Origin of the sequence: Sphingomonas sp. 1185 (assembly GCF_040544655.1) — a bacterium.
In the GTDB taxonomy this organism is placed as follows: domain Bacteria; phylum Pseudomonadota; class Alphaproteobacteria; order Sphingomonadales; family Sphingomonadaceae; genus Sphingomonas.
The window spans coordinates 1-13,025 of record NZ_JBEPKL010000050.1 but is presented as its reverse complement, the minus strand read 5'-3'; the positions used below and the strand labels follow the sequence as shown (position 1 = coordinate 13,025).

Genomic DNA, 13,025 nt, shown 5'->3' with positions numbered 1-13,025 from the left:
TCACGGTGATGTTCCACCTGCACGACGCGCTTCGCTCGGGCGACATATGGCTCGACCGCTCACATCACTACGGCGACCCGCGACATGTCCTCGTGCCGATGGCAGTCGCGCGTAGCATGAAGCTGGCGGTCCCGTCCGACCCGCAGGTCTGGCTGGCCGACCGCAAAGCGCGGCTTGCCGATGCCCTCGCCCGGTTCGGTCGCGCTGCGCGCAACGGCACCATCCCGCATGGCAGCATCGAGGATCGAACGCTGCACATCGACCGCCTCACCGCCGTCCGCCGGACGGGATCGAGGAATTGCTGCTCGATCTGTACCCTCGCCTGCCGCCCGTTCGCATCACCGACCTGCTGCTTGAGGTCAATGCAACGCTCGGCTTCACCCATCTGCGCACCGCTACACCGTGCGGCGACCGGATCGGCCTGCTCGCCGAGGGGCTGGACCTCGGCCTCCGCAAGATAGCCGATGCGTGCAATACTCACGATTACTGGCAGTTCTCCCGACTCGCGCGCTGGCATGTCGAGAGCGAGGCGATCGACCAGGCGCTGACCGTCGTGGTCGCGGCTCAGGGCGACCTGCCGATGGCGCGGGTCTGGGGCATCGGCACCACCGCGTCCGCCGATGGCCAGTTCTACCCTGCCGCCCGACAGGGAGAGGCGATGAATAGGGTCAATGCCCGCTACGGCAACGGCCCCGGCATCAAGGCCTACACGCACGTCAACAACCGTTTCGCGCCGTTCGCGTCGCACACCATCCCCGCGACTGTCAGCGAGGCGCCCTATCTACTTGACGGGCTGACGATGAACGAGGCCTGGCGACGGATCGAGGAACAATATGCCGATACCGGCGGGTTCACCGACCATCTGTTCGGAATTACCGCCATGCTCGGCTACTGCCTGGTGCTGCGCATCCGCGACCTGCCGTCCAAGCGGCTCTATGTGTTTTGCCCTGGTGCCACACCGACCGAACTGCGTCCAATGGCGGGCGGCAAGGCCCGCGAGGCGCTGATCGTCGCCAACTGGCCGACCTGTTCCGCTGTGCGACCAGCATGAGCGCCGGCCAGATCGCGCCGAGCCGTATCCTGCGCAAGCTCGCCGCCTATCCGCGCCAGAACGACCTGGCCGCAGCCCTGCGCGAGGTCGGGCGGATCGAGCGCACGTTGTTCATCATCGAATGGATTCTCGATACCGGGATGCAGCGCCGCGCCCAGGTTGGCCTTAGAGCGTTTTCCGGCCGACCTGAGTCGAAGGGGGATTCCCATGGCCGAGCTGATCTGATTCACGGTGCTGGCTGGATGGAGGCCGGCATTGATGGGCAAGCCGTTGTCGATGGATCTACGATCGCGAGCGCTGGCCGCGGTTGACGAGGGGATGAGTTGCCGGGCTGCGGCGGTGCGGTTCGGTGTGGCGGCCGCGACGGTGATCCGGTGGCACGACCAGCGCCGCAGCACGGGCACCTATGCCGCCAAGCCGCAGGGCGGGGACACGCGGTCGCGGCGGATCGAAGCGCATGCGCCCACGATCCTGGCGCTGCACGAAGCGCGTCGCGACATCACGCTGGACGAGCTGCGTCGCGAGCTGGGTCAGGCGGGCGTGACGGTGGCGATCTCGACGCTGCACCGCTTCTTTGCCCGTCACGGGATCACGCGCAAAAAAAGACCGGGCATGCGATCGAGCAGGATCGCGCCGACGTCCTGAGTGCGCGTGAGGACTGGTTTGATGGCCAGCTCGACCTCGCCCCTGCGCGGCTCGTCTTCATCGACGAGACCTGGACGGCGACCAATATGACCCGCAGCCACGGCCGCTGCCGGCGGGGCGAGCGGCTGCGGATGGGTTACCCACATGGTCATCGCAAGACGACCACGCTGGTCGCTGGCCTGCGCATGACCGGCATGATCGCGCCGATGGTGCTCGACGGCCCGATCAACGGCGACTGGTTCGAGGCCTACGTCCGACAGGTTCTCGTGCCCGACCTCGGACGCGGCGACGTGGTCATCATGGACAACCTGTCCAGCCACAAGCGTGCCGGCGTCCGTGAAGCCATCGAAGCCGCAGGCGCCCGCCTCATGTTTCTCCCGCCCTACAGCCCCGACTTCAGCCCGATCGAGAAGGCCTTCGCCCGCCTCAAGGCTATGCTGCGCAGGGCCGGCGAACGCACCGTGTCGGGCTTGTGGTCCCTCATCGGCAGGTTGGTCGATCTGTTCCAACCACAGGAATGCGCCAACTACTTCACCTCCTGTGGTTATGATCCAGACTGATCAGAATCCGCTCTAACAAGGGCGAAGGCCAGCACTACAGGATCGCGGGTCTCAACCTGCTCACCGCCATCATCGTCTACTGGAACACGTTGCATCTCAGTCGTGTCGTCGAGGCACGGCGACGTGAGGGGCTGGATACGCCGGACCACCTGCTCGCCCATGTTTCACCGCTCGGGTGGACGCATATCCTGCTCACCGACGAATACCTCTGGTCGAAGGACGCCAATGCTTAGGGTGTCATTTCGCCCTCAGCCGGAACCGATCCCGGATGGCTCGTTTCCGATTGCACCGCCCCGGAATGACGGGAACGGCTCCAGCGTCGCGTAGCGAACGGCGCAGCCGGTCGGCATCGTAGCCTTTGTCAGCGAGGAGGTAACGCATCCGGCCAGCACGTTCGAGAAGCGCAGGCGCCGCTTTCACGTCGCTCACGTTACCGGCCGTGAGCATCAGAGCATAGGGGCGACCGATAACGTCGGTGAGCGCGTGGATCTTGGTAGTCAAGCCACCGCGCGAGCGGCCGATCGCCTGGATCTGGCGCCTCCTTTTCCGCCGAAGGCCGCGCATTGCGCCTTGATGTAGGTGTTGTCGATCGCAGTACTCTTCGTGACCACGCCGGCATCCACCAGCGGCAGCCGACCTTCAACACATGCACGATCCTGGAGATCACCCGCCGGTCGTCCACGCGTCGCGCGCCGGACTGGTTCCTGGGCAGATGCGGCTTGATCGCCGCCCACGCCTCATCCGACCACCAGAACGGCGCCATGCCTCACTCCTCCTGATCCACGCGCCAGTGAATCAAGAAAACCATCACCCCTCAAGATGCTGATTGGGTTCCGACCCTAGCTGCTGCTTCCATTCAGCATATATAAGAATAGCGAAAGCTAAACCAATTCCCATAACAAACCGGTTATACGGTATCGGAGGCGAATATAAGATATGCCATATGGAGATAAGCAAGAGCGGTGCAATAAACGCGCGTTGCCCAAGGCTTACCATTTTTAGCAAAGGAACAGCAAGCAATGTCATGTAAAGCATATAGAACCAAAATAGTGCTGCTATAGTCCCAGATTCAAAAGCGGTACCGAACAATGCCGAATGATAAAGAACATTCTCCAGCTCTAAAACTGTATCCTGAGAATACACCGAAAGCCTGATCATCTCGTATAAGTAAATAGATGGGTAGTTTATTATTCCAACCCCAAGAAAAGGAGCATCCTTAATACCAGATAAATTAATAATGACTTCCGGTCGGCCGCCCAACAAAATTGACCCATAGGAGCTCTGAAATGCCGCAATATTCGCCGCACGAATACCGAACACGCCATTAAGCGCAAGCATGGTATATACCTCTGTCAACATATATCCCAAGAAAACAGATATAGTGATTACCAGAGGAGCGATCATTCTATAGTTTCGAGGAATGCGGACTACACCAATACCTGCAGTGATTAGAGAAGAAACGAAGAATACGCCTCCTACCGACCTTGACCCAACAAGGAAGCAGAACAAGGAATAGGCCAGCATTAACCCGATGATGATCAGTGTAGATACGCCACCCCGTGGTTGCATCAAAGCATAAAGTGCAAGCAGGCTGACACCTAGCGGAATACCGACTAGAAATTTAATTGGCTCTTCCGCGACCCGCTGATCGACGGGATAAAAATAATGAAAACAGATACCCGCTGCGACGCCAAACACAAGGGCGGCACACGCTCTATTGCCAGCCCGTGTGATGATAATACTATAACCCATAATCTCGATGAGAAGAGCTATTCCTTGATACTCTCGCCCAACTAGCGCGACAATTGCCGAACCATTCACATAGGCAGATATCGCCATAGCAATTGCGCTTACCGCCAAGAATCCGATTGCGGGCTTAAATAAATTGAAGGCAGCCCTCCACTTACCCAAAATAAGTAGTAGTGCAATAGCATCAAAAAGCGTCAGGCGAGCCTCTGGCGCAATCGGTACCGAGATTGTTAGGCCCAGCATTAGGCATGTCGTAACAGAAAAATAAGCCACTTTTTCCTGCACGTATTTGCCCTCATTTCGAGCCGGTAGAGCTACTGCCTTATTATCGGACACGATTATAGCCAATCAGTAGGCATTGCTATGACGTAGAACACCGAAGGTTCGTAAAATAATCCATAGATCACGCCCGATTGACCACTGAGACAAATATTCGAGATCGGCAGAAAGCCTGTTAGATAAATCCTCGACCCTTTCGGTCGCGCCACGAAATCCACGGATCTGAGCCAAGCCCGTCAGTCCCGGCTTGATGGAATGACGGAACCGATAACGATCGTCGGCATGCCAATATAGTAGATCTCCTGCTTTAGCAGAAATCGCATGTGGCCGAGGCCCTACCACACTCATTGTTCCATTCAACACGTTGAACAATTGTGGCAGCTCATCGAGACTACGCTCACGAATAAAAGCACCTACTCGCGTCACTCGGGGATCACTGCGTTGAGTCAATTGTACTGCATTCCGATCACAAGATGCCGCATACATACTGCGAAACTTGTACATGCGGAATATCCGATTATCGCGACCAATGCGATCCTGCATAAAAAATATTGGCCCGGGAGTCTCCAATCGAATTGCAATTGCAACAATAACTAGTATCCACGACAATAAAATAAGCGCAACAGCTGCAAAGGCTATATCAAAAATACGCTTAAATATACGCTGCCGTAAGTGTAAAGGCTCAACTGAAACAACAAGCGTTTGGCAGTTCCCATGGCGATTAATACCCAGAATACCCACTTCTTGATGCTGATCGGCTAGGATCTCGCCTTCGACAGATAGACTCTTTAGCACGACCGACCAAGCAGAATAGCGTTCTTGGGGGCAGGCAATGATTAGCCGATCTGCTGAACCTACAGCCATAGCAAAAGCATGATAAAGATAGGGATCCTGCGTTTCCGGATCAAAGCCAAGATCGCCAGCATCGACGACGATCTCATGAGGAACCGGCGTATAGTCCATACCATCACGAATAACGATTGTCATGAACGGCGTTCCGCCAAGCATGCGCAACAAATGTTGCGCCAGTATTAGCCGAACTACGCATATACAAATTACACTTCCGATCCCGCCAAAAGCAAAGACAATACGGGAGAAATGATTACCCGCCTTCAAAAAATAAACAAAAAATAGGACTGCTACAGCCGTCCAGACAAAAGTCTGTACAGCAAATAAGCATCCTATACGCGCATTTTCCAATGTAATACCGCTATAAGCCTTATTATAGGCTGCAATTATAATATAAACGGGTATCACGGCAGCCAGCATTGTCAGACCCTGCGGGCTACTTAAATCTCTCATATATATATAGTTAGCCGCGAGAAAGGCTATCGCCAAAGCGCATATATCGCCAAAGGCGAGAATAACATAGCACCGGAGTCGCAAATTTTCTTTTTGGTTATCGGCAAAGGCGGGTGAAAACCGAGTTCGGCTTTGCCCATCTTGGACGGTATTTGAAAACAATGGGTTCATAGTTATTATTCCGCTCGCCGCCCTTCGCGTCGTTCCTTAGGCTATAATGGCATTATCCCCTGATGAAAACCGCGATGCATCCAATTGCCCCCTGATAAGCGCGTATCAACCAGTCGTTGTATAATGGCCTGCTATCGCGATGCGCATGCCAGACTCGCCTTTCTTGATCGGAGGCCCCTCGCCCTGCATCGATTTGGAGAGGGTTATCGTGCTGCCCCTTGCCCAAGCAGCCAGGCAATGTGCCAACTCAGTTTGACCTGCATCCGACCCCGTCGCGCTCATCGGCGCGTCAAAAGACGCAGGATAAGGCAGCCCCTCGAAAGAAATCTCATAAGAATCAAAAGCCCCCACCCCCTCGATACTGACGACTATGTAAACAACGTTGCCGATACGTGTAAAGGTTGCATGCCGTACAACCCACTTGTTCGCATGACCTGCAGAATGAAGCGCGAAACGCCCCTCTTCGTACCAATCGAGTGTATGTGGATCAGCGCTACTATGGTTGGCGAAACTGAATCCGAATGTGCGGTTCCGCAATCGTACATTGCCTTCGAAGCGGATGTCTGCCTCTGTAAAACTGTTGGACCCTATCGCGACATCGTTGGAGACTTGCGCGCCACTATCAGTTAGCAGCAGTGACCCGCCATTTCCCGCTGTCACATTACTATCAATGGCGCATTCTCCACTATTCGCGCCGATGACGATGCCGTTACCGCTACACCCGATGACGGTGTTACCGCAAACCACGCTGCGATATCCGCCATAGACTTTGATCCCCATGTTGATCGAACTATACCCCAGGCCGGCTCGATCGACAGTATTGCCGACGCAAGCCGTATAAGGCGCCAATTCGATGTTAATTCCTGCCTCCCAAGCGCCCGAGACGGAATTGCCACTTAGTGTCGTGTGGCGCACCTCGCCGTTGGTTTTTCCCCCAAATCCGCCTTCGAGATGGAGGCCGTTATATTCGCCGGTATCGAAAATACGATTACCAACGGCGATATTACCGGACACGGATATATCGCTGGCGTTGAATGAGATCCCCTGAGCAGTACGCTCGACGTAACAATTGCTCACACTGTTACGATTACCATTTAGAAAGGCGATACCGCCGTCGGAGAAGCCTACGACACTTACCCCGCTTACCGAGCAATCGTCGGCATGAATCAGTGATACCCCCCCTCCATTGACGACACTTGGTTTCCCCCCAGCGAATTCCACATCACCAAGAATAGCGAAATCGCGCAGTTCAATCCGTGTCAATCGTGCATCTGCTCGTCCCTCACCACGTAGGGCGTCACTGCGACGATTATTTACACAATGTAACACAGAAGCCCGCCCCATGCCCTTCAGCGTTATTCCCGATCGTAACAGAACGCACGAAGTGATACGGAACGTCCCCACCGGGATGCATAACGTCCCCCCGCCAGCCGCATAAAGTACGTCAATTGCGTGCTGAATGATCGGCGTATTGTCTGTATGATCGTCTGCCAATGCACCAAAATCGGTAATCGTTGGCCATTCTAGCAGCTTATCCTGCACGGTGCGGCCGACAGCTCCAGGATCTCGTCGACCAAAGCCGACCAGTGATGCCCCAATCGTAGAGCGTAGCCCATTGATCACCTGCCGCAAAGCCGGCTCATCCGCCCCCTCCTGTCCGAGACGGGGGGGGGCGACGGCTTTTCGACCAACCGCCTCGGAGACAGGTACAGAAGCAAGCGCAATAGCAGAGGCGAGTCGCCGCACGATTTTGCGCCGGGAAAATTCGAAGGGCATTCAGTCTCTCGGTAGCGATGGGCCAATGACCGCACCTCTTCTCCCAAAGAGGCATCACACCCAGTTTATCAGCATCTATTTCCTGCTGGCCTGACGCACCACAGTGCGGCCAGCACGAACACCGAAGACAGCAGCGGCGTACGCAACGGATAATCCGTTATACTGGCGCTGGCGAGGATTATAATGATTGTTACGCCGAGACGTGCGAAGATCGCGCCAGATTCAGCTCCCCGCCGGTTCCGCCAAAACGCCGTCACTAACAATACCGCCGCAACGAGCAATATGAGTATTCCTGGCAAACCCGAAGTGAGCAATACTTCGAGATACTCGTTATGAGCATGATTGGAATAGGTTGTGCGTAGCAAAGAAAGAGGTTCGTGCGATCTATATACCTCGACATAGGAGCCAATGCCGCTGCCAAGCGGTTGGTAATCTGACAAGATAGGTAATATACTTGCCCACAATCGTGGTCGCAGATCCGCGCTCACGGTTCCGAGGCGCTGCAAGGCGAGCCCCCGTGCGGCAAAAGAGGTTGCGATCGCAGCTCCCCCCGCGACGATCACGATTAATACCATTTTGCTTGCCAGCCTCACCCGCAGTGGCAGCCGTTCGAGCCGGTCAGACTGCAGTAAGCCGTAAAAGAGTGTAAAGCCGAGTGCGATCGCGCCGAGCATCAACCCCGCCCGTGATCCGGTTACAATCAGCTGAACAATAAAAACAAGCCCCGCGACCATCGCCAGCGGTTTCGCAAGTCGCTGAACCGCTTTCTGTTCATAGCCGATCGTTCGTGCCATCACCGCTATCATAGGAATAGCGCAGGCCAGCAGCGCAGCTTGATGATTTTGATTAGCGAATAGCCCGGTTGCCTCAACCTTTTCAGAATCAACAATAACATGAAAAAGGCTTATGGGCAGGCCCGCCGCCTGCAATAGGCCGATTAAAGAGCTAACGGCAATCAGGACGAGCAGAACGTATAAAATCCAGACCCTATCACGCGCCTGCAATTGCGCAGCTAAAAGTAGTGTCGCGACCGGAATGGTGAGGGCAAAAAGCGCATTGACCGTCCGACTGGGCGTAAGTGTCAAGGGACGCCACTGACCATTGAGCCCCGCAGTCTCGTCAATCATACGCAGCAGACCGCGCCCGGGTAAAAAATGCCACAATGTAGGGGGCAACGGCACAAGATGCAGAACCGTCAGTGAAACGATCGCGATGGCCATCAAGAAAATGATGCGATACGTGCGCCAGTGTTCGCGTCGCAACGTAGCGATGCCATAACCTATCAACAGCACCGCAACAGGTCGCAGCACAACCAGTTGCGGAACATTGCCAAACGAACTGCCACCTGTCGCGAATACCATTGCCAGGAATGTCACGAGCAGCCAGAACGGTAAGCCAGCAGTGATAGAGCGCGGATTGGACGCCTGAGCGCGCCATCGTTTAAATGCGATCATATCCGGCCAGCAAGCCGCTGGAGAATTGCAAGCCATGACGGCGCGGGTACGTGATCGAACAGGAGACAGGTCTGCATACGCACGCCCCTACCAAAATGATTTTTACAGGCCAAGCGACTTGCTATCGTCGTATAAGAACGAACCATGTACCAATGGGTTTAACCGACGGGACGCGCTCTCCGTCTGGATACCGCCCGGGGCTAAAGGTGTTGCACCTCCCAGTTGAGGTGGCCCCTTAAACGACGGGGGCTCACTCTTGGATAAGAGTGAGGCATATGACTGAGCATACGACCAGACGTTACAATGACGGCGAGGTCCTCTCCGAGTCGTCGAGGCGACGTACCTGCCGGGCATGAGGGTGTCGCGGGTCGCCCGCCGGCACGGCATTGGTGCCGGCCAGCTGTTCGCTTGGCGGCGGTTGATGACGCAAGGTGCGCTGACCACGGCGGGTGCCGGCAAAGAGGTGGTGCCCGCGTCCGAGTACCGGGCGTTGCAGGCGCAGGTGAGCGAGTTGCAGCGCCTGCTCGGCAAGAAGACCATGGAAGCGGAGATCCTGCGAGGCCGTGTCCAAGGCCGCAGGCCCAAAAAACTTCTGTTGCGCTCGACCTCGTTGCCGGGGGAAGATCGGTGACCGCGGTCGGCATCAGCCGCCCGCACCTGTCCACCATGCGCAACGGGGCGCCGCCAGGCAAGCGAGGAAGACCGCCGCTGCCCGACGCCGAGCTGGTAGCGGAGATCCGCGCGCTAATCGCCGATCTGCCAGCCTATGGCTACCGGCGCATCTATGCCTTGTGCGCCGCCAGGCCCGCCAGACCAGGCGCGCAGCGCCGAACCCGAAGCGTATCTACCGTTGTTTGAGAAGGTCCATGGCCTGCTGCTCCAGCCCCACAGCGGCAAGGGCGGGGAGCGGCGCCACAATGGTCGCGTCGCCGTGGGCAGCGCAATACACGCTGGTGCTCCGATGCGCTGAAAATCGGCTGCGGCAATGGCGAGAAGGTCCGTGTAGCCTTCACGCTCGATTGCTGCGACCGGGAAGCCATAGGGCACGTCGCCACCACCGGCGGCATCACCGCCGAGGACGTCCGCAACCTGATGGTCGCCACCGTCGAATAATGCTTCGGTCCCGTGGAATGCCTTGGTCGAGCCGATCGAGTGGCTCATCAACAACGGCAGCCCCTATGTCGCTGGCGACACCAGGCGCTTCGCGCGCGACATTCGGCCTCTTGCCCCGCACTATCCCGGTCAGCAGCCCACAGTCCAATGGCATGGCATAAGCCTTCGTCCGAGCGCTTAAGCGCGACTATGTCCGCGTGAACCCAAGACCCGACCCGCGCACCGTCATCGAGCAGCTGCCCGCCTGGCTGGCCCTTTACAACGAAGTCCATCCCCACAAGGCGCTGGGCTAACGATCCCCCCGCGAGTACATCGCGCAAACCCGCGAGGCTCCGTCAGGCATTTAGGGGGCAACAACACCAGTTGATGGTCTCGGAAACGACAAGGTAGTCGGCGATCTTGGTTCCATGCCCGCTGAGATGGGGGAGCGGACAGCCAACTTCGTCGCTTTTGCCAGCAGCAGGGGATGATGACTCATTGCTTGTCGACGCACTTGCTTGCACAGCGTAACGGTAATCTATCATGCACATGCGAAACGTTCTCGGTTTGGGTATGCGGAACTTCAAACATGCCCAAAGCTTGCAAATCACGTTGCCATAAATATAATTACCACTACAATCTTATAATTTAAAATTCTATATAACATTGTCGATAAAAAATTTTTAATTAGGAAGACTGATGCAGCATAGAAGCGTTTTTTTTATAAATCATACGTCTGAGCTAGGCGGTGGTGAACTATCGCTTCTTGATTACATATCAGCTCGACAAGGAAATGATACTGTTATTTTATTTGAGAGGGGGCCTCTTTATGCCGAATTACGTAGGCGTAACATTTCAGTAGAGGTGACTCCTGGCATGGACGGCATATTGGCCATGAAGCGATCGTCGGGATTTGCAGAAAGTATTAAAACCGCGCTTGGTGGATTAGCCGGTATTTGCCGACTAGCCAAAAAAATGAAATCGGCGGATCTTGTCTATACCAATTCCCAGAAGGCGACGGTCATAGGCGCAATTGCTGCTATAATTGCCCGACGTCCGATGATTTGGCATCTGCATGATATCATGACGTCTCCCAGCTTCAGCGGCACGGCGCGCAAGATCGCTATCGCGTTGACCAACCGCGCGGTAAAGCTGGTTATTGCTAACTCGCAAGCGACCGCCAATGCCTATTATGCTATCGGAGGTAAGAAACCTGTTAAAGTAATTCCAGTTGGAATTGATCCAAATATTTTTGAAGGTCAGAATAGGAAAGTAAATCGACTTAAACTTTCCAAGGAGTTGGGTATCGGTGACCATCCAATTTTGGGTCTTTTTGGACGCATATCGTCCTGGAAAGGACAAGATGTCGCCATTGAAGCATTAAAAACGATATCGGGGGCGCACCTCGTGCTTATAGGTGGTGCGTTATTTGGTGAAGACGATTATCTTAAACAACTAAAATATCAGGCATCAGAAGCTGGCTTGTTAGATAGAGTTCATTTTCTAGGATTTCGCCACGATATTCCGGAATTGCTAAGTGGCGTGGATATCGCGTTGCATTGTTCTACCGAGCCCGAACCTTTTGGACGAGTAATCGTGGAAGCGATGATGGCTGGGACTCCCGTGGTCGTGACGCGCGGCGGAGGAGCAACAGAAATTGCAACCCAGACTCTGGGAGCCATATCAGTCCCTCCCCGAGACCCAGAAGCTTTGGCATCCGCTGTCACCCTACTATTGAATCAACCAAACAAGGCATCAGAGAACGCAAAAATTGCTAAGAAAAAAGCCAATGAAATTTACAGTTTATCGAAGGTGAGAAAAACGATTGATGAGGTTATTTCAAAATTTCCAACTCGATCTTCTCGCATTTAAAATCATTTGCAATTTATTCGCTTATATATTCTTATTTATTGCAAGAAAGTCGAGCGCAAATGTGCGTTATCATATTATTTATTACAGGTGTCACACATAATATTTTATTCGATCTTTGTTTCATATTTCTCATGCAAAATATTCCCCGATTGCTCAGCATCGGGTCAGGAGAACAAAACGGAAGTTATTCTCTGGCAGGTAAAGTACCCCAAAAAAACGGCGACCAGTTCTTCGTATTCAACGACAATGTCATCAAGTTAGCTTCTATCGCGCCGATCGTTTGATCGAATGCATGTCCGGCAGCGACTAAATATTTGTGGCACTCGTGCGGGGCATACGGGTTGCAGATGGAGTCAGCGGCTTTCCAGAGGTCGTCAATGGTCTTGGCGCCCATGCGGCGAAGATGAGCCATCATTTTCGCAAAGGCCATTTCGATAGGATTGAGATCAGGGCTGTACGGCGGGAAGAAGAGGAATCAGGCACCACGCCCCCGTAACAGCGCCTTGGCTTTCTCGCTTTTGTGGGCAGGCAGGTTGTCGGGAATTACGACATCGCCGTGTTCGATTGCCGGAGCGATCTGGGTTTCAACATAGGCCTCGAAGATTTCCTTGGTCATCGGCTTGTCGCTGATCCATGGCACGGTCAACCCATCGCAACGCAGGCTGGCGATGAAAAGCCTGCTCCAGCGCAGGCCGCGGTTTAGGGTCGAAACCCAATCAGCCTCTTGAGGAGTACCAGCTTTCCTGATTCACTGGCCAGTGAATCAGGAGGATTGAGGCATGGCGCTGTTCTGGTTGTCGGATGAGGCGTGTGCGGCGATCGAGCCGCATCTGCCCAGGAACCAACCCGGAGCCCGGCAGGTAGATGACCGGCGGGTGATCTCGGGCATCGTGCATGTGCTGAAGGTCGGCTGCCCGGCTGATTACGGACCGTCCACGACGATTTACAACCGTTTCAACCGCTGGTCGCGCCGTGGTTCTGGCTCAGACTGCTCGACGCGTTGGTGGATGCTGGCGTGGTGACGAAAAGCACTGCGATCGACAGTACCTACACCAAGGCGCAACGCGCGGCGTT

Annotated in this window: 7 protein-coding genes and 6 pseudogenes; 6 read left to right on the top strand and 7 right to left on the bottom strand. The window is 55.2% G+C overall.

Features of this window, described 5'->3' with window-relative positions:
- The 3 genes and pseudogenes from ABIC44_RS19275 to ABIC44_RS19265 all read left to right on the top strand — a co-directional run.
- A pseudogene (locus ABIC44_RS19275) lies at positions 1-1,260 on the top strand (Tn3 family transposase); the annotation flags it as partial.
- 49 nt (positions 1,261-1,309) lie between these two features.
- A protein-coding gene (locus ABIC44_RS19270; protein ID WP_354297036.1) for an IS630 family transposase occupies positions 1,310-2,256 on the top strand; the annotation gives its coding sequence in 2 pieces (ribosomal slippage) (positions 1,310-1,646 and positions 1,646-2,256; 948 coding nt in all).
- A 5-nt stretch (positions 2,257-2,261) separates the two neighbouring features.
- Positions 2,262-2,489: pseudogene (locus tag ABIC44_RS19265) on the top strand (Tn3 family transposase); the annotation flags it as partial.
- A 7-nt stretch (positions 2,490-2,496) separates the two neighbouring features.
- On the opposite strand, the pseudogene ABIC44_RS19260 reads toward ABIC44_RS19265, so the two are convergent.
- From ABIC44_RS19260 to ABIC44_RS19240, 5 genes and pseudogenes are all read right to left on the bottom strand, one after another.
- A pseudogene (locus ABIC44_RS19260) lies at positions 2,497-3,019 on the bottom strand (transposase); the annotation flags it as partial.
- Positions 3,020-3,063: 44 nt separating this feature from the next.
- A complete protein-coding gene (locus tag ABIC44_RS19255) occupies positions 3,064-4,341 on the bottom strand; it encodes a hypothetical protein (protein WP_354297035.1) in 1,278 nt (425 codons plus the stop codon).
- 12 nt (positions 4,342-4,353) lie between these two features.
- Entirely contained in the window at positions 4,354-5,757 is a 1,404-nt protein-coding gene (locus tag ABIC44_RS19250) for a sugar transferase (RefSeq protein WP_354297034.1), read from the bottom strand.
- Positions 5,758-5,862: 105 nt separating this feature from the next.
- Complete coding sequence (locus tag ABIC44_RS19245; protein ID WP_354297033.1) at positions 5,863-7,533, bottom strand: NosD domain-containing protein; 1,671 nt, start codon at positions 7,531-7,533, stop codon at positions 5,863-5,865.
- Positions 7,534-7,601: 68 nt separating this feature from the next.
- The gene (locus ABIC44_RS19240) at positions 7,602-8,987 is read right to left on the bottom strand and encodes an O-antigen ligase family protein (RefSeq protein WP_354297032.1); all 1,386 of its coding nucleotides are present in this window, start codon (positions 8,985-8,987) and stop codon (positions 7,602-7,604) included.
- A gap of 319 nt (positions 8,988-9,306) precedes the next feature.
- Between ABIC44_RS19240 and ABIC44_RS19235 the strand changes: the two are divergent.
- Positions 9,307-10,393: pseudogene (locus ABIC44_RS19235) on the top strand (IS3 family transposase); the annotation flags it as partial.
- Positions 10,394-10,778: 385 nt separating this feature from the next.
- Positions 10,779-11,951: a glycosyltransferase family 4 protein gene (locus ABIC44_RS19230; protein WP_354297030.1), complete on the top strand. Its 1,173-nt coding sequence runs from the start codon at positions 10,779-10,781 to the stop codon at positions 11,949-11,951.
- A 184-nt stretch (positions 11,952-12,135) separates the two neighbouring features.
- On the opposite strand, the pseudogene ABIC44_RS19225 reads toward ABIC44_RS19230, so the two are convergent.
- Both ABIC44_RS19225 and ABIC44_RS19220 read right to left on the bottom strand, forming a co-directional pair.
- Positions 12,136-12,414, bottom strand: a pseudogene (locus ABIC44_RS19225) (hypothetical protein); the annotation flags it as partial.
- 12 nt (positions 12,415-12,426) lie between these two features.
- Positions 12,427-12,567 (bottom strand): hypothetical protein, encoded by a 141-nt coding sequence (locus ABIC44_RS19220; RefSeq protein WP_354297028.1) that lies wholly within the window; start codon positions 12,565-12,567, stop codon positions 12,427-12,429.
- Positions 12,568-12,730: 163 nt separating this feature from the next.
- Between ABIC44_RS19220 and ABIC44_RS19215 the strand changes: the two are divergent.
- Positions 12,731-13,025, top strand: a pseudogene (locus tag ABIC44_RS19215) (transposase); the annotation flags it as partial.

Bases quoted from the DNA above. Each gene is read 5' to 3' on its own strand.
- ABIC44_RS19240 (WP_354297032.1), bottom strand. From the start codon at position 8,987: ATGATCGCATTTAAACGATGGCGCGCTCAGGCGTCCAATCCGCGCTCT.
- ABIC44_RS19220 (WP_354297028.1), bottom strand. From the start codon at position 12,567: ATGACCAAGGAAATCTTCGAGGCCTATGTTGAAACCCAGATCGCTCCG.
- ABIC44_RS19250 (WP_354297034.1), bottom strand. From the start codon at position 5,757: ATGAACCCATTGTTTTCAAATACCGTCCAAGATGGGCAAAGCCGAACT.
- ABIC44_RS19245 (WP_354297033.1), bottom strand. From the start codon at position 7,533: ATGCCCTTCGAATTTTCCCGGCGCAAAATCGTGCGGCGACTCGCCTCT.
- ABIC44_RS19230 (WP_354297030.1), top strand. From the start codon at position 10,779: ATGCAGCATAGAAGCGTTTTTTTTATAAATCATACGTCTGAGCTAGGC.